General features: G+C 68.7%; 17 protein-coding genes. 12 read left to right on the top strand and 5 right to left on the bottom strand.

Annotated elements, in window-relative coordinates:
• Nucleotides 1-22: 22 nt before the first annotated feature.
• The 5 genes from CACI_RS50645 (at nt 23) to CACI_RS38930 (ending at nt 4,411) form a co-directional block, all read left to right on the top strand.
• Nucleotides 23-454, top strand: a complete 432-nt coding sequence (locus tag CACI_RS50645; protein WP_015796426.1) for a hypothetical protein — start codon at nt 23-25, stop codon at nt 452-454.
• Nucleotides 451-1,818 (top strand): hypothetical protein, encoded by a 1,368-nt coding sequence (locus CACI_RS50650; protein ID WP_015796427.1) that lies wholly within the window; start codon nt 451-453, stop codon nt 1,816-1,818. Before CACI_RS50645 ends, CACI_RS50650 begins: the two co-directional genes overlap by 4 nt.
• On the top strand, nt 1,749-2,861 hold the full coding sequence (locus CACI_RS54550; protein ID WP_083795967.1) for a S8 family serine peptidase: 1,113 nt from the start codon (nt 1,749-1,751) through the stop codon (nt 2,859-2,861). The genes CACI_RS50650 and CACI_RS54550 overlap by 70 nt, the downstream gene beginning before the upstream one ends.
• Nucleotides 2,862-3,057: 196 nt before the next feature.
• Nucleotides 3,058-3,222 (top strand): hypothetical protein, encoded by a 165-nt coding sequence (locus tag CACI_RS51770; protein ID WP_015796429.1) that lies wholly within the window; start codon nt 3,058-3,060, stop codon nt 3,220-3,222.
• 13 nt (nt 3,223-3,235) lie between these two features.
• Nucleotides 3,236-4,411 (top strand): HNH endonuclease signature motif containing protein, encoded by a 1,176-nt coding sequence (locus CACI_RS38930; protein ID WP_015796430.1) that lies wholly within the window; start codon nt 3,236-3,238, stop codon nt 4,409-4,411.
• A 26-nt stretch (nt 4,412-4,437) separates the two neighbouring features.
• Here CACI_RS38930 and CACI_RS46705 read toward each other — a convergent pair whose 3' ends face one another.
• The gene (locus tag CACI_RS46705) at nt 4,438-6,378 is read right to left on the bottom strand and encodes an EsaB/YukD family protein (RefSeq protein WP_015796431.1); all 1,941 of its coding nucleotides are present in this window, start codon (nt 6,376-6,378) and stop codon (nt 4,438-4,440) included.
• 91 nt (nt 6,379-6,469) lie between these two features.
• Between CACI_RS46705 and eccCa the strand changes: the two genes are divergently transcribed.
• Nucleotides 6,470-10,516, top strand: coding sequence for a type VII secretion protein EccCa (eccCa, locus tag CACI_RS38940; RefSeq protein WP_015796432.1), 4,047 nt, complete (start codon nt 6,470-6,472; stop codon nt 10,514-10,516).
• Nucleotides 10,517-10,837: 321 nt separating this feature from the next.
• On the opposite strand, the gene eccB is transcribed toward eccCa, so the two are convergent.
• Complete coding sequence (gene eccB / locus CACI_RS38945) at nt 10,838-12,235, bottom strand: type VII secretion protein EccB (RefSeq protein WP_015796433.1); 1,398 nt, start codon at nt 12,233-12,235, stop codon at nt 10,838-10,840.
• 71 nt (nt 12,236-12,306) lie between these two features.
• On the opposite strand from eccB, the gene CACI_RS46710 reads away from it, so the two are divergent.
• The gene (locus CACI_RS46710; protein ID WP_190276683.1) at nt 12,307-13,713 is read left to right on the top strand and encodes a hypothetical protein; all 1,407 of its coding nucleotides are present in this window, start codon (nt 12,307-12,309) and stop codon (nt 13,711-13,713) included.
• A gap of 106 nt (nt 13,714-13,819) precedes the next feature.
• The gene (locus CACI_RS38955; protein ID WP_015796435.1) at nt 13,820-15,154 is read left to right on the top strand and encodes a M20/M25/M40 family metallo-hydrolase; all 1,335 of its coding nucleotides are present in this window, start codon (nt 13,820-13,822) and stop codon (nt 15,152-15,154) included.
• 107 nt (nt 15,155-15,261) lie between these two features.
• Here the strand turns inward: CACI_RS38955 and CACI_RS38960 are convergent, their stop codons facing one another.
• Nucleotides 15,262-16,821, bottom strand: coding sequence for a hypothetical protein (locus tag CACI_RS38960; RefSeq protein ID WP_143765567.1), 1,560 nt, complete (start codon nt 16,819-16,821; stop codon nt 15,262-15,264).
• A gap of 119 nt (nt 16,822-16,940) precedes the next feature.
• The gene (locus CACI_RS38965; protein ID WP_015796437.1) at nt 16,941-17,702 is read right to left on the bottom strand and encodes an SOS response-associated peptidase; all 762 of its coding nucleotides are present in this window, start codon (nt 17,700-17,702) and stop codon (nt 16,941-16,943) included.
• A gap of 138 nt (nt 17,703-17,840) precedes the next feature.
• On the opposite strand from CACI_RS38965, the gene aroA reads away from it, so the two are divergent.
• From aroA to CACI_RS38985, 4 genes are all read left to right on the top strand, one after another.
• Nucleotides 17,841-19,205, top strand: coding sequence for a 3-phosphoshikimate 1-carboxyvinyltransferase (aroA, locus tag CACI_RS38970; RefSeq protein ID WP_015796438.1), 1,365 nt, complete (start codon nt 17,841-17,843; stop codon nt 19,203-19,205).
• Nucleotides 19,205-20,254: a ribosome small subunit-dependent GTPase A gene (rsgA, locus tag CACI_RS38975; RefSeq protein ID WP_015796439.1), complete on the top strand. Its 1,050-nt coding sequence runs from the start codon at nt 19,205-19,207 to the stop codon at nt 20,252-20,254. The genes aroA and rsgA overlap by 1 nt, the downstream gene beginning before the upstream one ends.
• A gap of 197 nt (nt 20,255-20,451) precedes the next feature.
• The gene (locus tag CACI_RS38980; RefSeq protein ID WP_015796440.1) at nt 20,452-21,876 is read left to right on the top strand and encodes a hypothetical protein; all 1,425 of its coding nucleotides are present in this window, start codon (nt 20,452-20,454) and stop codon (nt 21,874-21,876) included.
• A complete protein-coding gene (locus CACI_RS38985; RefSeq protein ID WP_015796441.1) occupies nt 21,866-22,999 on the top strand; it encodes an ARPP-2 domain-containing protein in 1,134 nt (377 codons plus the stop codon). The genes CACI_RS38980 and CACI_RS38985 overlap by 11 nt, the downstream gene beginning before the upstream one ends.
• A gap of 70 nt (nt 23,000-23,069) precedes the next feature.
• On the opposite strand, the gene CACI_RS38990 is transcribed toward CACI_RS38985, so the two are convergent.
• Complete coding sequence (locus CACI_RS38990) at nt 23,070-23,942, bottom strand: hypothetical protein (protein WP_015796442.1); 873 nt, start codon at nt 23,940-23,942, stop codon at nt 23,070-23,072.
• Between the last annotated feature and the right edge of the window lie 15 nt (nt 23,943-23,957).

Genomic DNA, 23,957 nt, shown 5'->3' on the forward strand with positions numbered 1-23,957 from the left:
ACCCGGGGAGGCCCCACACCCCATGAACACCAAAACCCACACCTTCCACACCGACCTAGATCACCTAGCAACCCTCCGCAAAGCCCTAGCCGACCTAGAAACAACCCTCGCAGCCCCCCACGCCCACCACTGGCCCACCATCGACCCCACCCTCCACACAGGCCCAACGGCGTGGCGCACAGAGAAAAACGACACCGCCACATATGTATATGGACTGCTGAACGAAGCCGCCCCTCTAGGCGACACCCACGCAGACCTCGTCAGACGCCTCCAAGCCTGGTACCACCGCATCCAAGAAACGATCACCGCCATGACAACCTCCGCAGAACGCACCCGCGCGACCTACTCCGCCGCCGACGAAGCAGTCGCAGCCGCCGCCCTACGAGTGGCGGAGGGCGCCGAGCGCGGCGGCAGGCTTGGGCTCGCCGGCAGCGCGGAGGGCGAAATGCCGTGACCGAACCCCAGTTCAGCTACAGCGAACTCACCCTCGACGAACTACGCAGCATGGCCGCATCCCCGCAGGTCGGATCAATGCAGGCCATGCCGCAGTCCTTCCACGCCCTGGCCGACCGCGTCGGAGAGGTCGCGGACCTGCTTTCGCACGCCCAAGCGGACTTGCCCAACTGGTGGAAGGGGCCGGCCGCGGAGCAGGCCGCGGCAACGCTGGGCCGCGCCGCCGCCGAAGCACGCGAGTTCCACGGAAGCGCGCTGGCCGCAGCCTCCGCAGTCAGCAGGTGCGCCCAGGTCGTCGCCGAGCAACAACATCAGATGATGAACGTCCCGGACGTGGCAGAGCCTGGCGTCACCGCCGTTGTGCAGCGCCCGGCGACACCTTTCGAAGCTCTCGAAGCCGCAAGGCAAGACGCCAGCTACCAAGCGGCGCACCAACAGGCAGTTCAGACGGTGAACGGCATCGCCGCCCAATATGTGGAGACCCACGGTCAGCTGTCAAATATCACGACCATGTTCGGAGAAGACTTCACTCCCGTCGAGGAATCACGTCCACTCACGCCAGTTCCAGACATCCTCCACGGAAACCCCACGCCATCCACACCATCTAGCAAAGCTAGGAGTTCACAATTAACGGGACATCAAGCCGCGTCGTCATCATTAAGCGCGAACGCTGTCGGCACCACACCACGCAAGGATCAACTCTCTACAACATTTAGGTCGATTGATCATTCAAGCTCGCGCCTCAACCCGCACGAAGTCACAACTAGTCACGAATTCGAATCCGACTCAAACGATTTCGTCGGAGCCCACACATCCGAATCCCATAAAGGGCTTGGGGGCACTCAAAAAGTCGAACGAGGGTCGTCGTCGAGCATGACCCATCAAGATCCAGCGACTATCGCGAACACCGAGCCCGGAAACCTTCTCGAAGAGAAGACACCAACCAAAGCCCTCCGACAACCCATCCCAGAGGATGGGGTTTCTGAGGGCAGCGAAATCGCTCGGGCTCGAAAGCTTCCTGTTGCTGCCGCATCCACTCCTAATTCGATCAACACAAAAACTCGCATTGCGGGCAAGCGCCCACTTGCAGATATCAGCGAAAATGTCTACGCCGCAGAACCAGCCGGAAGTGAAAACTTCAGGGCTACACCCCAAACTGCGTACCAGTCAGGGCTTGACGAAGTTGGCGATAACAGCGCCGCAATAGTCCCTCCCTATGGCAGTTTGGGATCCGTACATCGTACGCGGCAAGAGCGCAACCCTCGCCCCGCATACCTGAAAGAGCGAAAGAGTGCATGGCTTTCCGAAACAGCAGCAGCACCAGCAGACGGCGTAATCCGGCTAGACTGGCCCGAACAACACTAGCCATCGCTTGCACTTTATTGGCAGGAAGCCTTGCAAGCGCATCGACGAGCAATCAATGGGCGCTTCGTTACCTTCGGGCAGATTCAGTCTGGCAAATTTCACGTGGCGCTGGAGCTGAAATTGCGGTTATCGACACTGGCGTACAAGCAAACGCCGACGTCTCCAACCACCTTCTCCCTGGTGCAGATTTCTCAGACTCGACTACCACCAGCGTTGGCACCGGCCATCTCGATACAGATAGCTATGGACATGGCACTGGAGAGGCTAGCCTTATTGTCGGCGCCGGCGCGGAGACGCAGGGACTAGCTCCAGATTCAAACATTCTTCCGATTCGAGCTGTAAATGGATATGCCGTCGACCTCGCTCTCGGCATTACTCCAGCGATCGAATTTGCAGTGTCCCATAAGGCGCGCGTGATCAATTTAGCGCTAGGCTACAAGCAAGATGATCCAGATATCCGTCGCGCAGTACAGGATGCACTCGATAGCGATGTTGTCGTCGTAGCGGCTGTCGGCAACGACGGGAGCTCGCAGCAGTACTATCCGGCAGCACTTCCCGGAGTTGTTGGGGTGGGGGCTATTGATAGTTCGGGAGAGGTGTGGGGTCAGTCGAATACGGGGGCTGATGTGGCTTTGGTGGCGCCGGGGGTGCATATTTTGCGGGATGATAATCGGGGGCGGGTGGGGTATTCGGATGGGACTTCGGAGGCTACTGCTTATGTTTCTGCTGCGGCGGCTTTGGTGCGGAGTGCGCATCCGGGGTGGAGCGCTGGGGAGGTTGTTGCGGCTTTGGAGGGGACGGCTGATAAGCCTGCTGGGATGCGGGGGGCTGTGCGGGATGATCGGTATGGGGCGGGGATTTTGGATGTGCTGGCGGCTGTGCGGTTGGCGGAGCCGCCGGTTGTTGGGGGGTCGGGGGCGGGTGTTGTGCGTGCGCGTCAAGGTGGGGGCAGCGGGTGGTTGTGGTGGGTTGTTGGTGGGGGTGCGGTGGCTGGCGGTGTGGTGATGCTGTTTGGGGTGCGGCGGTGGTTTCGGCGGGTGTGAATGTGGCGAGGTGAATGGCTTGGCGGGTTTGGTGGGAGGCCGGGTGGTGGCGGTGGGTGTGTATTTGGGCGCTGCTTGAGTGTTTTTATATGACTTACTTGAAGTGCGTTGTTTGGGCGACATAGTCCCCAATCAGTGGCTAACGTAGATCGTGTCAGAACAGGCGTGCGGGGAAACACGTCGAAGGGACACGGCCATGGTCGACCCGCTGCGCCAGCTCACCGATGCCACGATCTGCCTTGCTGCGCTCGATCCGCTCTTGTACGACACCGGTGGCAGTCTGGCTGTGGCGCGGGCTGCTGAGCAGGTTTCGCGCGCTGCCGAGGGGGTGCTGGTCCGGTTGTGTCCGGACGTGGCATGACCGGGGTGATCCGGTGCAGACGCCGGGGACCACGCGCGAGGAGTTGTCGTGGCGCGCTACTGATGCCGCTCGGAAGGCCCTGATCGTTGATTTGGGGCGAAGTCGGGGTGATGCCGGGCGGCTGATAGCCACGGTCAAGGCGTTGCGGAAGGATCCGCCGACGGAGGACGCGCTGCGGACCGGTGCCATCTCCGCGCCGCAGGCCAGGATTATTGCCGAGGCGCTGGCTGCGCTCGCGCATCAGCCGGATGAGGTTGTCGACGAGGTCCGCAGGGCACTGATCGCCAAGGCTATGGCCGGGGGTGCCGAGAAGCTGCGGGAACATGCTGAGGACGCGGCGCATCGTGTCGCGGCGGCGACTGTGCTCGGCCGGGCTCGGGCGGCGGAGGAGAAGCGCGGGTTCCATATGACGCCTGTGCTCGACGGCTATGTGCCCGGTGGGTTTCTTTCCACGACGGGTGGCGATGCGTTGCTGACGGCTTTGGACTCGCTCGCCGATCTGCGTGGGGAAGATGAGGCCGGGCAGGCTGATGGGGACGACCTCGGCAAGGCGCGGGCCGATGCGTTGGTGCGGCTGGCCGAGGATCGGCTTCGGGCGGGTGATCTGCCACAGCGGCATAACGGCCCGACGACCATGACCATCGTCATGCGAGCCGATACTGCTCAGGCGCTGCCGGGGGCGCCGGCGGCGCGCACGGGGCGTGGGCGGGCTGTGCCTGCGGCGGAGGCGCACATGTTGCGGTGCGAGGCCGCGTTGCGGGCAGTGCTGGTGGATGGTGACGGCGAGATTCTGTGGCAGGGGCGCAAGCGGCGGCTCGCCACGCGCGCCCAGTACGAGGCCATGGCGGTGCGCGACGGGGGTTGTACGGCGCCGGGCTGCGATCGGCCGCCTCGTGAGTGCGATGCGCACCATGACATCCCGTGGGGTGCGGGTGGCCACACCGACGTCGATCAGATGCGGCTGTTGTGCCGACGGCATCATCGCGAGCTGCATGACGAGCTCTGGCAACGGCAGCACGGTTGGCAGGACGCCGAGGTCCGGGCGCACAACGAGCAGCGTCGCTTCCAGCAGCCGCGGAGGCCTTGGTACGCGGACACGCCAGCCTGGTACGTCGGGCCGAGCCCGTGGCGCCCCGAAGTTCCGGAGACGACTGATGCTGCTGAGCTCGTGGGCGGTGAGGCGCGATGACCGGGGTCGTGCAGTGGCTGTGGCGGTCAGCCCTTCAGGTTGCGCACCTGGCCGTACACGCCGAGGACAGCCATCAGCACCGGCAGTACGGCGAGGAAGACCGCGCCCTCGACCATGTCGACGGCGCGGGCCCAGCGCGGGGGCATGATCGGCTCGGAGGTGCCGCGACGGGGACGGATCGAGGCCAGACCGAGGGCCAGCAGCGAGATCACGACCAGGAGGGGCGCCAGCCACATCGCGCGGAGGTTGGGGACGGCGTTGGCGGACATCGCACTGAAGGCGATGACCAGGCCGATCAGGCCGCTGACGGCGACGGCGAGGACCTGGGCGCGTTCGCGGAAGAGGCGGGCGCGGCAGAGGGTCACGCCGGAGACGAGGATCGCGAGCGCCTGCTCCCACACCGTGTGCTGGTCTTCCGGCGCGGTCTGCATGGCGCCGATCGGGATGACGAGGAGGGCGACGCAGAGCACGAGCAGCATGCCGATGCCCGCTGTCAGCCCGGTCAGGACGTCGAGGGTGCGGGCGACGCGCAGGCCGACGACGTAGTTGTTGACCGGGGAGCCTTCGAAGTCGCCGGGTTCGACGCCGCTGGTCGGAGGTTCGATGACGAAGCGAGCGACGGCCATCGCGGCGAACGGGAGGACCTCGATGGCCAGGGCGCAGACTGCGGCGACGATGGCGATGCCGGCCGCCGGGCTGGCCTTAATCAGCAGCAAGCCGATGCCCGCGAAGGTGGCGACCAGGCCCACGGTCGCGCCTGCCACCGGCACCGCGATCCGGCGGCCGAGGCCGAAGATCGCGGCGATGGCCATGACGAGGACGGTGACGGCGCCGGCGAGGAAGTGGGCGCGGCCGAAGCCGTGTCCGGCGGAAGCGTCGGTGGGCAGCAGGCCGGTGCCGGCGATGAAGGCATAAGGGAGCGACGACGCCGCGAGCACGGCGGCCGCGGTGTAGTCACGCTGGTGGTGCGCGCCTGTCGCCCACGCCATCGCCTCGGCGACGGTGGGCCAGGCTGCGAGGCTGCCGAGGCCACCGTCGCGGACGCTGTGCGCAGCGCGGGTGGCAGTGGCGCCGCCGAGAGAACGAGGTGGAACGCCAGTCGCAGTGGTGCCGCTCAAAGAACGAGCGGCGGTGCGGCGCGGGTCCGGCGCCTCCGACGCGAAGGAGGCGAGGTCGAAGCTCACGGTGGTGTCGGCGAAGCTGGGATCCGGATCGTCGGACGAGTAGCCGTGGCTGGAGTAGCCATTGTCGCCGGTGGGCTCACCGTATTCACGATCATAGGGAGATCGATCGCGGCCGTAGGCGCTGTCGGCGTCGGGCTGATTCACTCGATCGTGTCCGCGGTTCCGTCGGCTTCCCTGGGGCGGCCCGGAGGGAGCTCCTGCTCCCGCGCCGTCTCCGTACCCGTAGTAACTGCCGCGGCCGACGGCGGACTGGTCGTACCGCGCCTGGCGGATCGCGAGCCCGAACAGCACCAGCGTGATCACGCCTGCGACGATGCCCTTCCAGCCGTGGAACGTCCCGGTGTTGGAGAACCAGAGCACCACCGCGCCGAGTGTCGAGGCGACGGTAACCACCGCGAGAGCCGTCGCGCGCAAGGCGGCTGTCGTCCACTGCGAACCACCGGCGATGACCGCTTCGGCGACGACGTCCGCGATGTCGTCGTGGACGGCGGCTTCGGGGACGTCGTCGGCCGGGCGCAGGCGGAGCACGCCGCCGTGGAGCACGCCCTGGTCGGTCAGGGAGGCCGCGGTGTCCAGCGGGACGCCGTCCGCGCCGGTGAGAACGTAGCCGGTCAGGGCCGCCGCGAGGGCGGCCGGGGTGGGGAGCGGATCGCCGACCAGCCGGAGGAGCTCCGGGAGGAGTTCGGCGAGCGGCACGTCCTCGGGGAGCGCCACATCGACACGGCGGGTGGGCGCGACGACGGTGACCCGGCAGTGGCCGGCGACCCCGGAACCTGCAGTCATGCCGTAATGGTAGCCAGCCGGTCACTCCGAATACGCTTCATGAGTGAGCACGACCTCTGTCACACGTGGACCGCGTCGCCCGTCACCGGAAATGCCGAGCGGCACCGTGGTCCTGCAGCCGCCGCCGGACGTACCGCGCGGGGGCGGGGACGGACATTGGGCCCTGAACCTGCTGCCGATAGTGGCCGGGCTGGGATCGGTGGTGTTCTTCTTCATGCCGGGCGCCAATGCCCTGATGATGATCGTCGGGGGTCTGACGTTCGCGTCCAGCCTGGTGTTCGGGGCGGTGACGGCGGTGCGGCAGCGCAACGGGGGCACCAGCCGCCTCGTCGACGCCCGGCGCGACTATCTGAGGCACCTCGCGCAGATTCGCTCGGAAGTGGTCGCGGCAACGCGGGCCCAGAAGGCGGCGGCTCGCTATGCGAATCCAGATCCGGACACGTTGTGGAGCCTGGTCGCGCTGCGCGAACGCCTGTGGGAGCGGCGGCAATCCGATCCCGACTTCCTGACAGTGCGGGTCGGACGCGGCACCGCGCAGCTCGCGACTCAGCTCGTGCCGCCAGAGACGGCTCCGATGCAGGAGCTGGAGCCGACGTGCGCGGACGCCCTGCGCCGCCTGCTCGCCGTCCACGGCACGCTGTCGGACCAGCCGGTCGCGATCCCGCTCCGGTCGATCGCGCGCCTGGTGGTGAGCGGCGGACCGGGACCGTCGGCGATGTGCGCACTCCTGGCGCAGCTCGTGACGTTCCACTCCCCCGACGACCTCAAGATCTGCGTGGTCGCGGACGGCGACCGGGTCCAGCGCTGGGATTGGCTGAAATGGCTGCCGCACGCCCAGCACCCGAGCGCGCAGGATGCCGCGGGTCCACAGCGCATGATCTACGACGACAAGACGGACGCCGAGACAGGACTCGAACAGCTGCTGGCCGAACGGCCTCGGTTCACGGGGATCGTCTCGCTGATCGACCGTCCGCACGTGATCGTCATCCTCGACACCACATCGGCGCCATCGTCGGACTCGTACACCTCTGCCTCCGCCTCGTCCTCAGCCGCGTCGTCCGCGCCGCTGATCTCCGACGCCGGCCTGCTCGGAGTGACGATCTTCGAGATGGCCACCGCGCCCGCTCAGCGCCCGAAGCGAAACCAGATGGCGCTGCACATCGCCCACGACCGCACCGCGACCGTGGAGCTGCCGGACGCCCGTCCCGGGTCCGACGACCGTGCCTTCCCGATCCGGGTCGACACGCTGACGCTGGGGCAGGCCGAAGGGCTGGCCCGCCAGCTGGCTCCGCTCCGGATGTCGGCGGGAGGCGGGGACGAGCCGCTGCTGTCAGCGCTGGAGTTCACCGACCTGCTCGGAATCGAGGACGCGGCCGAGATCTATGCGCCGAGCTTGTGGCAGCGTGCCTCCGCCTCGCCGCACGACCGGTTGCGCGCGCCGATCGGCGTCGGCGAGGACGGCCAGCCCGTCGTGCTGGACCTGAAGGAGGCGGCGCTCGGCGGGATGGGCCCGCACGGCTTGTGCGTCGGTGCCACCGGCTCGGGCAAGTCCGAACTCTTACGCAGCCTGGTCGCCGCGCTGGCCCTGACGCATTCGAGCGAGCAGGTGAACTTCATCCTGGCCGACTTCAAGGGCGGTGCGACGTTCGCCGGTCTGGCGACGCTGCCTCACGTGGCCGCGGTGATCACCAACCTCGCGGACGACCTGACGTTGGTGGACCGGATGCGCGACGCCCTGACCGGCGAGCTGAACCGCCGCCAGGAGCTGCTGAAGCGCGCCGGAAACGTGAAGAACGTGCACGACTACGAGAGGGCCCGTGCGGGCAACGCGGATCTGGTTCCGCTGCCGTCGCTGCTGGTGGTCGTCGACGAGTTCTCCGAACTGCTGACCGCGCGGCCGGAGTTCATCGAGATGTTTCTGCAGATCGGCCGCATCGGGCGGTCCCTCGGCGTGCATCTCCTGTTGGCCTCGCAGCGATTGGAGGAAGGACGGCTGCGCGGACTCGACACGTTCCTGTCCTACCGGCTGGGACTGAAGACGTTCTCGGCCGCCGAGTCGCGGGCCGTGCTCGGCGTCTCCGACGCACACAGCCTGCCGAGCGTGCCGGGATCCGGGTACCTGAAGTACGACAACGAGTCGATGATCCGGTTCAAGGCCGCGTACGTCTCCGGGCCCTATGGAAAGGCCAAGGCGCCCGCGGTTCCGGCGGCGCGCAGCGCGCTCCACCGGCGGCCGGTCTGGTTCACCGCGCTGCACCAGGCGCCGGTGGTGGCGCTGCGCGCCGGGGTCGCCGAGCCGGATCTGAGCGGGGCGACGTCGGTGGTCGCGCTGGATGCGGCTACCGGGTATCAGAAGACGTCTGCGGCGGTGCTCGACGTGATCGTAGACCGGCTGACGGGCTTCGGTCCGGCGGCGCACCGGGTCTGGCTGCCGCCGCTGGCCGAGCCGCCGACGCTTGAGTCGCTGCTGTCCGGCATCACCGCCACCCCGGACCGGGGACTCTCGGCCACGCGGTGGCGCGGGACCGGTCTCCTGCGCGTTCCGGTGGGCATCGTCGACCGGCCGGCGCATCAGCGTCAGGACCCGCAGGTCCTGGACCTGTCCGGCGCCGGCGGGCATGTGCTGGTCGCCGGCGGGCCGCGGTCCGGGAAGTCGACGACGCTGCGGACGCTGATGTTCGTACTGGCGCTGACGCACACGCCAGCGGAGGCGCGGTTCCTCGTCGTGGATCTCGGAGGCGGGACGCTCGCGCCGTTGACCGGGGTGCCGCATGTCTCGGCGGTCGCCGGGCGGGCGAATCCCGATCTGGTGCGGCGGATGGTCGCCGAGGCGGTCGGCGTGCTCGACCGGCGCGAGGCTGCCGGAGGGACGCAGGCCGGGACGGATCAGGGCCACGTGTTCCTGGTCATCGACGGATGGTCGGCGTTCCGGGACGAGTTCGAGACGTTGGAGCAGGACGTCGTGGACATCGCACGGCGCGGGCTCGGGTTCGGCGTGCATCTGCTGGCGTCGACCGGGCGCTGGGCCGATGTCCGGGCGCAGCTGAAGGATGCCATCGGGACACGGTTGGAGCTGCGGCTCGGCGATCCGATGGAGTCCGAGATGGATCGGCGGGCGGCGGCGGAGGTGCCGCAAGGCGTGCCGGGCCGCGGCGTGACGCGGCAGAAGCTGCACACGCTCGGGGCGGTGACGGCTGGGCCGCCGGAGGAGTTGGCTTCGGCGATCGCGAAGGCGTGGCAGGGACCGGCGGCGCCGCGGGTGCGGATGCTGCCGTCGCAGATCGCTTATGACGACGTGGTCTCGCGCGATCGGAGCGGCGCCGGGGTGGTGATCGGGATCGACGAGGCCCGGTTGCTGCCGGTGGCGCTGGACTTCGAGGCCGAGCCGCACTTCGTGGTGTTCGGGGAGGGGGAGGCTGGAAAGTCGAACTTCCTCCGGATGGTGGCGACAGGGCTGGTCGAGGAGGTGACGGCGGGGCGGCTCGAGGCGCGGTTCATGGTGATCGACTACCGCAGGAGTCTGATGGGGGTCGTGCCGGAGGAGTTGAGCGCCGGGTACGCGGTCGCCGGGCCGGCCGCACTGTCGATGATGTCGCAGCTGGCCGAGGCGTTGCGGGACCGGTTGCCGGGACCGGAGGTGACGGCGGAACAGTTGCGGACGCGGAGTTGGCGGACCGGGAAGGACGTGTACGTGTTCGTCGACGACTACGACTTGGTGGCGTCGCCGACGATGAATCCGCTGGGTCCGCTGGTGGAGTTGCTGCCGTACGCGCGGGATGTGGGGCTGCATGTGGTGATCGCGCGGCACAGCGGCGGCGCCGGGCGGGCGATGTTCGATCCGGTGCTGCAGAAGCTGCGGGATTTGAGCACGGCGGGGTTGCTGCTCTCGGGCGACCGGGAAGAGGGTCCGCTGGTCGGTGGGGCGCGGCCGAGTCGGCAGCCGGTGGGGCGGGGGCAGTTGGTGCGGCGGCGGGGTGGGGCGGTGCTGGTGCAGACCGCTTTGGTGCCGGAGCCGCGGTGGGGTGAGGACGGGACGGGTGTTGTGGATCGCGCGGATCGCGAGGGAGATGGCGCGGGTGTGAGAGGGGTCGATGAGGGCGTTTCGGTAGGCGCGCGAGAGGGCCTGAGGAGCGAGTGAGCCCGGAGCCTTGGCGACTGCTGCTGAGACTGCGCGACAGGGGGGAAAGGCAAGAGACCTGAGGCAATCAGCTGCCGCGCGACGGGGGGGGAACGTGGCAAATGGCGATCGGGCGGCCAGGAGGAGCGCGCTGATGACGGCCCTCGGCCGGGCGAGGGTGCCGGTCGGGTAGTAGGGAAGATGAGGCCGCTCGAGAAAGTAGATGCGGCTCAGGGGAAAGCACGACTCAGGAAAGAGGCGCGACTTCGGGAAAACACGGCTCGGGGGGCGCAGACGCAGCTTAGGTAAGACGCGCGACTTGGCTCAGGAAAGCAGTGCTGCTCAGGAAGAAGTCGCAGCAGGCAGTTCAGCCTTAGCCGGGTCGAGCGCTGGCCCGAGCGGCACCAGGCGCAGCCATGGCGACGGCACCTCGGTGGAGGCGATTCCGTCGTAGCCCAGGCGCGTTGCTGCTGCGCCGACTAGTTCGTAGCGGTGGCCGGTGTCGGTGACGAGGTAGTCGGGGGCTGTTGCGGGGTCGCTGCCGGATTCGCGGACGATGGTTCCGTGGCTGGAGCGCACTACTACGGTCTCGGCGGGTGTGGGGAGCGGTTGCGGGAGTGATGGGCGCAGCGCTAGCTGCATGTGGGCGCGGCCTTGTTGGTCGAAGACGCCGGAGAAGGTGGCGCACAGGATGGCGGCGGTGCCGGTGGGGGTCTGCGAGGGTGCCGTGAAGTGCGGGGGGAGTGCGGGCCAGGTCAGGGTTTGGGAGGCTGCCGTTGTCACCAGCATGTCTGGGGTCAGTTTGCCGGGTGGGAGGGTGGTCTCCGTGAACTTGTATTCGGGCAGGCGGGGGTCGCGGCGGTAGAGGTCGTACATGGTGGGTGTCACGGTGGCGATGCCGTCGCCGGTCACGAGGTAGTAGTTCGACACGCTCCCGTCGGGGCCGAGGGTGCGGCCGAACATGCCGATGCGGTTGAAGTCGTTGGGGGCGGGGCGGGGGTCGGGGCCGCCGTAGTGGCCGGAGATTGTCGGGATGCCGAGGACGTCGCCTGCTGACAGGCCACTTAGCCAGGTCGTTGGGACGTGACGCGGCTTTACCGCGCCGGTTCCGAAGGCTGCCGCGACCGAGGTGCGGTCTCCGACGCGGTACTTCAGACCGTCCTGGACCACCCATTGCTGGCCGGACTCGTCCTGGACCAGGAGTGAGTCAGGGCCCGACAACACGCCGGGGGATGTGGGGCCGCCCACTGGGAAGCCCACTTCGATCGTGGTCATGCCCGTTGGCATTGCGCAGGCTGTCCAGTCGTTCAGGTCCAGGTTGGCTGCGGCCGGTGGGGAGGCGGGTACCTTCGTGAGCCCGACGGCCGGGCCGGCGTGCTGCAGATATGGCGCCAGCTGCGAGGGCTTGGGCTGCGCGACTTTGGGCGTCGGGCCGAGCATCAGCTGTGCCGACATGGAGTTCAGGATCGGGTGCAGTCTGCCGCCGAGCATCACGTATTCCGTGCCCGAGCCGTCGGCGATCAGGTCCTTCTGCCACTCGGTCTTCGGCTGGGGGTGCAGATAGCCGATGACGCCGGCTGTGCCGAGGGCGACGACGACCACGATCGTGGCGACGAACATGGCCCGAAAGGGACGCGGCACGCCTTCGCCGACGCCGCCCGCACCCGGCCGCAACAGCGCCCCGATGACCCGGCGCCGCGTGAACTCTGCCGCGGTCAGCTGCTCCTTTCGCGTCGCCATTCCCCGTACGATACGTCCTCATGCGGACCTTCGCTGGCATGGGTCTGGTGCTGGCGGGCCAAGTCGCCGCCGTGGCCGGACTGGCCGCCGCCTGGCGCCTGCGAACCCGGCGCAAGCAGCTGGAAGCGGCCGTCGCCGACACCCCGGCGGCGGCGTTGAGATTCAGCCGTGCGGGTGTCGTAGGGCGGAAAGATCTGCGCGTTGCAGGACAGAATGATCAATACGTCGCAGGGCAGGAAGATCGACACGTCGCAGGGCAGGAAGATCGTTACTCAGGCAAAGATCGGAAGAAAGAACTGAAGGGCTCGAAGCCGAGCATTCCCGATCACGTCAGCGCGGTTCTGGAGATCGAGCCGGTCGACCCTGTCCTGCCCTCGGCTGACCCGCCGACGCCGATCCCGTCGCACATCCTGTCCGGGCTGCGCGACGATCCGCTGCTCGGGTTGGCCGATGTCCGGCTGATCCAGCACGTTCAGCCGATCGGCGCCGGGCTTCCGGAGCGCTCGCAGGCCGGCGCGTCGTACCAGAGCCTGAATCAGGACGTCGCGCACCGCCTCGGCACCGATCCGATCCCGGCCACCCGCCTGACCTGGCTGGCATTCCGCCTGGAACTGCCCGGCAGCCGCCGCCATGCCCTGGCCGCCCGCGCCGCCGGTCCGATCCTGGCGCGTGGCGGCGGGATCACGGGAGCGAACCGGACGCTCGACAAGGCGGCACGCACCGCATCGGCGAAACTTGCCCTCGCCGGCTACCGGGCCATCACCCTCGCCGAGGACGACTACCGGCCTGACTTCGCCAGTGATCTGGCCGAGGCTCATAGCTCCCCCAACGCCGACGACAGAGCCAAAGTCGCGGCCGCTCCCGGCGGCGTGCTGATGGGCGTCGACCCAGCACATCGGCCAGTCACGCTCGGCTTGTTCCACCGCACTCCCCTGAGCACCGCCGTCATCGGCAGCCTTCACCTCGCCCAGATACTGGCTCTACGCTGCGCCGCGATCGGTGCCCGAGTGATCATCGAAACCGCGCGCCAAGACGAGTGGGACACAGTCCTGCTCTACTCCGGCCTCGACATGGCACGCCTGGCCGTGCAACCAGTGGGACGCCCCGTCGGCAATCCCGGATGGCCCGCGCCGAGCATGGCCACGCCGTTGCTCGTCCTGCGGGACTGCGGTGCCCGTCCGCCGTACGCGGAAGTCCCACGCGGACCCTGGACCTCGATCGTCACCCTCCTCCCCTACTTCGACCCGCGCACCGCCGGCTACCTCCGCGACGCGGACCTCGTCGGCCTGCAACGGATGCCGCGCGAGGAGGCGGCGATGGCGCGCCATGTGCTGTCGCTGCCTGACAAGGACACCGCCGCGCTGGCGGATCTGCCCGATGCGATGGTCCTGTGGCGTTCGCGGAAAAGGACCATGCGCTACTGCGAGTTCACTCCGACGAAGTGGGAAGAGACCTTTCTCGGCGAGCCCGCGCGGTGAAGCGGAAGTGGCACTCCGCGCGCGCTTGAGCACGGTCCTCGAGCACGGCCTCGAGCACGGCCTCGAGCACGGTCCCGGCAAAGATCGAGCAGCGTAGGGTTGGAGCATGACGAGCACCCCGGACTCCGAAGAAGTCCCCTACGGCGAGGTCGTGGGCTTCCTGCGCGATCTCATCCGGATCGACACGTCGAACCCGGTCAAGCCCGAACGGCCCGCTGCCGAGTACGTCGCCGAGAAGCTCGCCGAGGCCGGTCTGGAACCTCAGATCTTCGAGTCGGAGCCCGGCCGGGCCAGCGTCGTGGCGCGCGTGGAGGGCTCGGATCCGAGTGCCGACGCGCTGCTGCTGCACGGGCACCTGGACGTGGTGCCGGCGGACCCCGCCGACTGGACCGCCGACCCGTTCGGCGCCGAGGTGCGCGACGGGATGGTGTGGGGGCGCGGCGCGGTCGACATGAAGGACATGGACGCGATGATGCTCGCCGTCACGCGCCGCATGCTCCGCGAGGGCCGCAAGCCGCGCCGTGACATCGTGCTGGCGTTCCTGGCCGACGAGGAGGCCGGCGGCAACTACGGCGCCAAGTTCCTGGCCAAGGAGCACCCGGACCTGTTCGACGGCGTGTCCGAGGCGGTCAGCGAGGTCGGCGGCTACTCCTACGAGGTCTCGCCGGACCTGCGCTTCTACCTCATCGAGACCGCGCAGAAGGGTCTGGCGTGGATGCGCCTGCAGGCCCGCGGCCAGGCCGGCCACGGGTCGATGATCAACGACGACAACGCGGTCACCGCGGTGGCCGAGGCGGTCGCGCGCATCGGCCGGCACGACTGGCCGGTGACCCTGACGCCGACCGTGACGACCTTCCTCTCCGAGGTCACCGAGGCGCTCGGCGTCGACTTCGACCCGAAGGACCCGGCCTCGGCGCGGGCCGCGGTGGCCAAGATCGGCCCGCTGGCCCGGTTCATCGGCGCCACGCTCCAGCACACCGCGAACCCGACGAAGCTGGAGGCCGGGTACAAGGTGAACGTGATCCCCGAGCGGGCGTTCGCCGAGATCGACGGCCGCTTCCTGCCGGGTCTGGAACAGGAGTACTTCGCCGAGATCGACAAGCTGCTCGGTCCGGACATCACCCGCGAGTTCACGCACTATGACATCGCGCTGGAGGCGCCGTTCGAGGTGCCGCTGGTGGAGAAGATGCTGGTCTCGCTGCAGGCCGAGGACCCGGCGGCGCGCATAGTCCCCTACTGCCTGTCGGCGGGCACCGACAACAAGACATTCGGCGTGATGGACATGGGCCGGGGCGTGATCCGCGGCTACGGCTTCGTGCCGCTGAAGCTAGACCCGAGCCTGGACTTCGCGGCGATGTTCCACGGCGTGGACGAGCGGGTGCCGCTGGACGCCTTGGAGTTCGGGAGCAAGGTGCTCGACCGGTTCCTGACAGTGGCCTGATTCCCGTGAAACATTGATGCGCCGACAACAACCCAGGCATCGGCGACGACAAAAAGCTCGGCCCCGTAAGCGTTTCGGGGCCGAGCCTTCGTCGTGCGCATGAGGAATCAGTCGTTCTGCATCGACCGGCGTCTGAGGGGTTCCTCCGGTCCCGGATCGGTCATCGTCAGATACCCGCTGCCCGGTTGGTACGAGCTGAGCTGCTGAGTCCGGGTATTCGGGTCGGCGACCATCGACGGGACCTGGACCGTGCGCCGGTGGTCCTCGTCGAGCGCCTTCGGGTCGACACCGGACTCGTTCAGCGCTTGCCGGGTGGCCTTCTCATAGAGGTTCACATAGCCGCAGCGCACCGTGAGGCACTTGGCGATGCGGCCGGTGATCGACTCGAAGAAGTCCTTGCGGTAGGCCTCGTCGGTGACCGCGGAGACCGCGAAGAAGAACGCGGAGAAGGTGGTCAGAAGGATCGCGGTGCGCAGCAGCGGTTCGGAGAACTCGAGGTTGGTGCCCGGGATCCGGGCGTAGAAGCCGAAGAGCTTGCCGGGGCTGATGATCTTCAGCCAGGTGTCCGCCTGTTCCTTGGTGGCGAACCCGCAAGCGTGCATGACGTCTTCCGGCGAGCTGTGACCGGTGATCTTGTAACTGCCGAGATGCGGGTTCGGCGGGCACTCCGGCGTCTTCAGCCAGTCGGCGACCTGGCCGTTCGTCACCGCCAGCTTGCCCAGCGACACGAAGTAGACGAAGACCACCACCGACAGCAGCAGGATCTGGATCACCTGGGTGAAGGCCAGCACGAACAGCATGTTGACCTGCTGCCGCCGATTCGTCCGCAGCTGCGGCAGCTCGTCGTCGAGGTCGCCGACGTGCTCGTGCAGCGGCGTGTCGGCGGAGGCGGCGACCACGGCCTCCAGGTAGTAGTCGCCCTGCAGGTTCCGCACCTCGCCGGGCAGCCGCACCATGAGGAACAGGAACGTGATCGCGGCGAAGAACAACGTGGTGAACCACAGCTGGCTGCGCTGCTCGAAGGACGAGGCGATGTGCCACATGTCCACGTTCAGGAACAGGAACGTCCCGAACAGCGCGAGCATCGGCAGCGCCTTGCTCGCCAGGTTCCCCAGGTTGCCGAGTTCGTCGATCGAGTGCCGGACCGCCCATTTGAGCACCGGCAGGATCGCGTAGGCGGTGAGCAGGTACACCAGGGCCAGCACCAGGATGTTGGCGAGGAAGTCCGCAACCACCGCGCCCCAGCCCGCCCCGGACAGTTTCCCGACCACGGGTCCGAGCAGCACCAGCAGCGTGATCTCGACCGGCCCGATCTTGCGCGGCCAGCGGTACCAGCGCTGCCGCTGGCGGACCAGGTTGGCGGCCAGGAACACGACCACCACCGCGGCCAGGCCGACGGCCCCGCCTATCAGGCGGTCCTGCCAGGTCACCGTCTTGCTGCTGAGCTCCAAACCCATCTGGAAGACGACCAGGACGACGAACAGCGGCAGCGCGCGGTTGAAGACGTCCTCGGTGGCCTTGTAGTTCTCGATGAAGTGCGGCAGTCCGCGTTTGATGAACCATTTCTCGACGTCGTCGAGATGCAGGTGGGCGTCGGCCAGAGCGCGGCGTTCGTCGCGCTTCGCGGCCATGGCGCGCGCACCGCGGGACAAGGTGGGCGTACTCACGGTCCCCCCGGAGAGTGAGCCTATTGAGGCAGAGGTCGGATGGCTGGATCTGGATGCCTGAAGACCCGGCCGATCCTAGAGCATGCCAACCCCCTGTCACAGCGGGGCAGAGTTCTGTCTCACTCAGCCTCGAGGGGGACAACCAGTTCAGGTCCGTTGTTCCGCACCGAGTTCACCGCCGGCGAGACCGGAAAGGTGTCCAGGTGCGGGTCGCGTCCGGCGTCCAGCAAGCCGAGCAGGGCGTCGGCGTCGCCCTCGCCGGAGCCGTAGTCGGGGTCCAGCCAGGCGTCGAAGTGCGCCCGCGGGACGATGACCGGCATCCGGTCGTGGATGCGGTGCAGCCCGCCGACCGAGGCGGTGGTGAGGATCGTGGCCGACCACAGCCAGGCCGCCGGGTCCTCCTTGTCCTCGATCTCCGGGTCGCGCCAGAGCTCGTACAGCCCGGCGAAGGCCAGGGCGTCGCCGGAGGCGTCGTGGATGAAGAACGGCTGCTTGACCGGCTTGGGACCGGCCGGCTTGTACCACTCGTAGTAGCCGTCGGCCGGGATGATGCAGCGGCGCTTCATGAAGGCGCGCTTGAAGGACGCCTTCTCGGTGACCGTCTCGATGCGCGCGTTGAACATCTTCTGGCCGATCTTGCGGTCCTTGGCCCAGGAGGGCACCAGTCCCCAGCGGACCTCCCGGAGCTTGCGCACCGCTTCCGAGCCCGGCTCGGCGTCGCGCGGGTGCCGCTCGATCGCGGCCACGACCGGATCGGTCGGTGCCACGTTGTAGTTCGGCTCGAAGGTCTCGGCGACCTGCTCGAACATCTCCGGCTGCCCGATGCCGAGCTGGTCGGCCAGCTGCGAGGGGTCCGTCCGCAGCACGTAGCGTCCACACATGTCATCGAGCTAATCACGGGATGCCCACAGGAATCTCCCCCGGCGGCCGGAACCGGGCGGAAAAAAACGCGCTCACGCTGCGCGGGACGCGCTTAAGACCCGCCAGCGGTGTTCCGTCGTACCGACTAGCCTTGACCCATGACCTCCGCCGAGAAGACCCTGTGGTCCGCGCCGTCCGCCCACCGCCCTGTGACGGCGGACGTCCGCGTCCCGGGATCGAAGTCGGCGACCAACCGCGCATTGCTGCTGGCCGCGTTGGGCGACTCGCCGTCGACGATCACCGGCGGGCTGCGGGCCCGGGACTCGGTGCTGATGATCGGCGCGCTGCGCGCACTCGGCGTCGAGGTGGACGCCGGCGAGGACTTCGACGCCCCGGTCTGGCGGATCACGCCTCCGGCCCAGCTCCGCGGCGGCGACGCCGGGGCGCCCGCGAAGGTGGACGTCGGCCTGGCCGGAACCGTCATGCGCTTCCTGCCGCCGGTCGCGGCGCTGGCCGCCGGGCAGGTGTACTTCGACGGCGACCCCTACGCGCGCGCCCGTCCGATGGGCACACTGCTGCAGTCGCTGCGCGACCTCGGCGTGCGGATCGACGACGGCGACCGCGGCACCTTCCCCTTCCTGGTCGAGGGCGCCGGGCAGGTGGCCGGCGGGCTGGTGGAGCTGGACGCGACCGCCTCCTCGCAGTTCATCTCGGCGCTGCTGCTGGCCGGCTCCCGCTACCTGAAAGGGGTCGAGGTGCGGCACGTCGGCGGGCCGATCCCCTCCCAGCCGCACATCGACATGACCGTGGAGTTCGTCCGGGCCGCCGGCGGCACCGTTGATGCCTCCGAGCCGGGACGCTGGGTCGTCACTCCTTCGGTGCTGCGCGGCCGCGAGTGGAGCATCGAGCCGGACCTGTCCAACGCCGCTCCGTTCCTGGCCGCGGCCCTGGTGACCGGCGGAACGGTGACGATCCCGGACTGGCCGGCGGCGACCACCCAGGCCGGGGACGCTTCGCGGCACCTGCTGCGGGAGATGGGTGCCCGGGTGGAACTCACGCCCGCGGGGCTGACCGTCTCCGGCGGCGCCGGCGTGCACGGCATGGAGGCCGACCTGCGCGACGTCGGCGAGCTGACGCCGACCCTGGCCGCCGTCGCGGCACTGGCGGACTCCCCCTCCCGCTTCACCGGCATCGGCCACCTGCGCGGGCACGAGACCGACCGGCTGGCGGCGCTGGCCCGGGAGATCAACGGGTTGGGCGGCGATGTGGTCGAGGAACCGGACGGACTGCTGATCCGTCCGGCCAAGATGCACTCCGGCGTCTTCGCCACCTACGACGACCACCGGATGGCCACCGCCGGCGCGGTGCTCGGCCTGGCGGTGCCCGGCGTCGAGGTGGAGGACATCGCCGCGACCGGCAAGACGCTGCCGGACTTCCCGGCGATGTGGGCGGCGATGCTGGACGCCGACGGCGACCGGGACCCCGCGTCCGGCGCCCCGGCCCCGACCGGGGTCCACGGCTGATGGCCGGCGCCGGCCGCAAGCTCGACAGCTACGACGAGACCGATGTCCGGGTCCGGGCGAACCCCAAGGGCAGCCGGCCGCGGACCAAGAGCCGGCCGGCGCACGAGGACGCGGCGTCCGGCATGGTGGTCACCGTCGACCGCGGCCGGTACACCTGCCTGGTCCCGGACAAGAAGAAGACCCGTTCGGTGACCGCGATGACGGCGCGCGAGCTGGGCCGGCAGCGGATAGTCGTCGGGGACCAGGTGGCGCTGGTCGGCGACCTGTCCGGGTCGCCGGACGCGCTGGCCCGGATCGTGCGGGTCGAGGACCGGCGGACCGTGCTGCGCCGCACCGCCGACGACACCGACCCGGTGGAGCGCGTGCTGGTGGCCAACGCCGACCAGCTGGTGATCGTCACCTCCTTCACCGACCCCGAGCCGCAGCCCCGGATGATCGACCGCTGCCTGGTCGCCGCCTACGACGCCGGTATGGAGCCGCTGCTCTGCCTGACCAAGGCGGACCTGGTCATAGCGTGGCAAGAAGACGCGATCCTGGAGATGTACCGGCCGCTGGACATCCCGATCGTGGTCTCGGCGAACGCCTCGGGCGCGAAGGACCTCGCGGCGCGGCTGGCCGGGCGGACCTCGGTGCTGGTCGGCTCCTCCGGCGTGGGCAAGTCGACGATCTTCAACAAGCTGGTCCCGACGGCGTTCCGGGCGACCGGCCGGGTGAACGCGGTGACCGGGCGCGGCCGGCACACCTCGTCCTCGGCGCTGGCTTTGGAGCTGCCCGGCAAGCAGGGCGGCTGGGTGATAGACACCCCCGGCGTGCGCTCGTTCGGGCTGGCGCACGTGGACGTCAACCGGCTGATCGACCACTTCCCGGACCTCGCCGAGGGCACGGAGAACTGCCCGCGCGGCTGCCAGCACGACTCGCTGGCGCCGGAGTGCGCGCTCGACGCCTGGGTCGCCGAGGGGCACGCCGGACCGGCGCGGCTGAACTCGCTGCGGCGGCTGCTGGACGCGCGGCTCGGCGGGGAGCCGGCGACGACCGTCGTCGAGGACTGATCCGCTGCCCGCCGGCCCTCGAAGGCAGCCAATCACCCGCCGCGGGAAATGCCGACGCGGCGGGCACTTCCGTTCGCGTATCGTGAGCCGCGCCGGTCGCGGGACTTGTGCCGCGACTTCCGGAACCTGCCTTTGGAGCAACGATTCGCAGCTCGCGCCTTCCTTCCCCGACCGGCATCAAGGCTTCTGGGCGCGACGTGGTGGCGGCCGAAGACGTGCTGCTCTTCGTGAACGCCGCGACCGCCTCGACCGGACAGCGGGAGTTCGCGCAGGACGCCGGGCAGCAGACGATGTCGCTGTCGTTCCTGCACGAGTACATGCGCGTCAACTATCGCGAGCTGTATGCGGCGACCATGGCGCTCGGCATCAACGACCACAACGCGGCGCTGGCGATACGTGGGCTGCTCGGCGACGCTAAGGACGTCCCCACGGAGCAGAAGGCTATAGAGGGGCGCCTTATAGCGCGCACACTCCTCACGCTGCCTCCGCCGCGCGTATTCCGCCTCTTCAAGGCGTTGCGGCGCGATGGCGTCAACAACCGGCGGACACGCGCCATCATCCGCGACTGGATGACGAGCCTTGAGAACCCGGCGTACCACGCGGTGAAGTACCGCAGCGGATTCAAGGCCGGACTCAAGCACGCGCACGTCGACATCAGCGACAGCGAACTGCGCGACTTCCTGTTCGGACCGCTTCAGCACAAGCCGTATGCCACGCCGATCCTGGAGACCTGGCGGCAGGCGCACTACGACGGCAACGTCCTCTATAAGCTCCCGTACACCGTCGCCGAGGGCTTCGCCGCCAAGCGCGGCGTCAAGCGCGAGGTCTTCCTGGAGCGCATCGGCAAGCAGATGACTCCGCTGGAGAAGCTACGCACCGACAGGGAGCCCGTCGATCCTCTCGCTCTGCTGAAAGGCAGCGCCAAGTACTGCGGCCCGCAGCAGATACCGTGGCTGACCCGGCTCGCGATCCGCATCCTGGCGCTGCCCCTGGACGAGCGGGCCGCGCGGCGTGCCGAGCTCACCGACGGCATGCGGCACTTCGCGCGCGTCGAAGCCGGAGAGCTGGCCGGGACCTGGGGACGCGTCACGGCAGTGCTCGACGACAGCTTCTCCTCCTTCGGCTCGCCGGTGAAGCGGCGGCGTCCGCTGGCCGTGGCGTTGGCGACGCACTTCCTGCTGGAAGCGTTGGCCGCGCCGGGCCAGTACACACCGCTGTGGATGTCCGGCCGCGACGATCCTCTGCTGTCGTATCCGGGCGGCGCGACGCCGCTGGGAACACGGCTGCTCGACGCGCTGGACACCTCGCCGGAGCGCGTCGTCGTGGTCTCCGACGGCTGGGACAACAGCCCTCCCGGGCTGGCCGGGGAGGTGCTGCGGGTGTGGCGTACCCGGCTGGACCCGGCGCGGCGTGTGGACATCGTGCACGTCAACCCGGTCTTCGACGCCGAAGGGCTGGATGTGCGGGCCCTGAGCCCGCTGGTGCCCTCGGTCGGCATCCGCGACGCCGAAGACCTGGTGCTGCTGGTCGAGCTGGCGCAGTTCGCGCAGGGCCGGGTCGGGCTGCCGGAGCTGATGGCGTATCTCGACGGCCGGGTGCGGAGGTTCCTCGGTGCGGATTGATCTCACCGGTCTGCGGACCGGGCCCGCACAGACGTGGGGCGCGATCCGGCTGGTGCCGCTGCTGCGGGACCAGCCGGTCGAAGGCTTGCGGTTGCACCGGATCGCCTATGCGGAGGAGCCGCGCTGGAGCGAGGTGAAGCTCGGCTCGAAGACCTCGTACTACTCGTACATCCCGCACGGCTTCGTCGCGGACTGGAACCGCGACGGCGGCGACAGCGGCCAGTCGGCGGCTTTCGGGACGCAGATCCTGGACCAGCGGGGCGGCGTCCGCGGCATGCCGATGCAGGTCCACCGCCGGATGACGCAGAAGATGGGCAAACAGCGGGTGCGCTTCCTGCCGCTGCACTTCGCTCTCGAGGGCTATCTCGCCCTGCATTTCGGCGGGCCGGACATCGCCTGGCGCGAGTGGTCGGACCGGGTGCTGCGGCACGGTCTGTCGCCGCGCGAGGAGGCCGCGTACCGCGGAACGACGGTGACCGGGCTCCAGGACGCGCTGAAGGTCTTCGAGATCCACGCGGGGCAGTGCGGCGTGCTGCTGTACACCGCCGACGCGCTGGCGGCGGCGTTCGTGGTGCCGCACCCGGAGGACTACCGCGAGCTGCACCCGACGCTGGTCCTGGACCACTTCGGCGAGCTGATCTACCAGTACGCGCTCATGATGCCGGCAGTCCAGGAGTTCCGGGCGAGCATCGCCGACCAGGGCATCGACAGCCTTGCCGAGTTGCGGGCTGCTGCCGAGGCACAGTTCGCGCAGTGGGCTGAGTTCCACGACCGGGTGGTGGCGAACGCCTTGCTGGACCGCGACTACACCGCAGAGCGCGGATACCGGATGGGCGCGTTCGACCTGGTGCGCTTCCGCCCGGCGTTCAAGCCGGGCGAGGAGAACCACATCGGCGAGGCGATCACCGACGGAGACGGCGCGATCGCCTACCTGAAGACGTTCCGGCTCTCGGAGGCGCAGATCCGGCGCGGTTACCTGCTGGAGCTGCTCGCCGCGCACGACTGGCGGCTCTCGGCGGCGGCCACGGTGATCGGGACGACCGCCGCGAACCTGCGGACACGGATCGAGGCGGCCGGATTCGGGATGATGCTGCGGCAGAAGGAGAAGACCGCGGCGGAATGACGCCGATGCCTGATCAGCACGGGTCCGGTCAGTCCGACTTATCCGGTCAGCCCAGGTCAGCCCGGTCAGCTCAGTAAGAGCTCGAGGAGGTGACCGGCGCGTCGGGACAGGCGCCGGAGCTGATGTAAGGGCTCGGATCGATGCTCGGTTCGTCGAAGAACGGCAAGGTGCTCTGGCTGGGGGTCACGGTGTCGCCGGAGTCATCGGTGCTGAGCGAGGGCGCCGGCTGCGCCGCAGCTTGGACGTCGGTGGCCGGCACCCTGACACACATCGAGCGGTTGTCCTGCGTGTCGTGGACGGTGATCTCCCCGTTCGCCCTGTAGGACGGCGAGAAGACGTACTCGACGGGAATGAACACTCCGGGGTTGAAGGAGTCGTTCGCCTGCGCGTACTCGCGCGGCGAGGGCGCGCAGTTCGTCGTCGACGTCGCAATCGCCGCGGACACACGACAGATGCCCGGACCGTCGATCGCACCCGACACCAGGTTCGTCGCCGCCATGCGCAGCTGGCCCTTGTCGTCGTTGACCCGCGAGCTGGATATCCCCACGACGACCAGGCCGATCGCGGCGACGCCGAGACCCAGGGCGATCAACGACCCGCCCACGGCTGTGTCCGAGCTCTGGTCCTTCTCGGGCTCGGCGTCCTGCTCTTGCGCGGCCCGGCGTTCGAGGTCTTCGCGCTGGACCGCGTCCATGACCGGTGTGGGCTCGCCCGCCGCCGGCTGCGCGTCGGATTCCGCATCCGTATCAGAATCAGCAGCCGCATCAGAAACAGCATCAGAATCCGTCCGCGAAGCGAACGCCAGCACACCGATCCCGATCAGCAGCAGGAACGCCCCCACGGCGAGCAGCGTCCAGGCCACCCCCGGCACACCGTCCGGACCCGGTCTGCAACTCGAGCACTGCGGTTGGGCATAGGCGCCGAGCATGAAAACGTCGAGCATCGCATCCCCCCGTTT

The sequence above is a fragment of the Catenulispora acidiphila DSM 44928 genome (assembly GCF_000024025.1).
In the GTDB taxonomy this organism is placed as follows: Bacteria; Actinomycetota; Actinomycetes; order Streptomycetales; family Catenulisporaceae; genus Catenulispora; species Catenulispora acidiphila.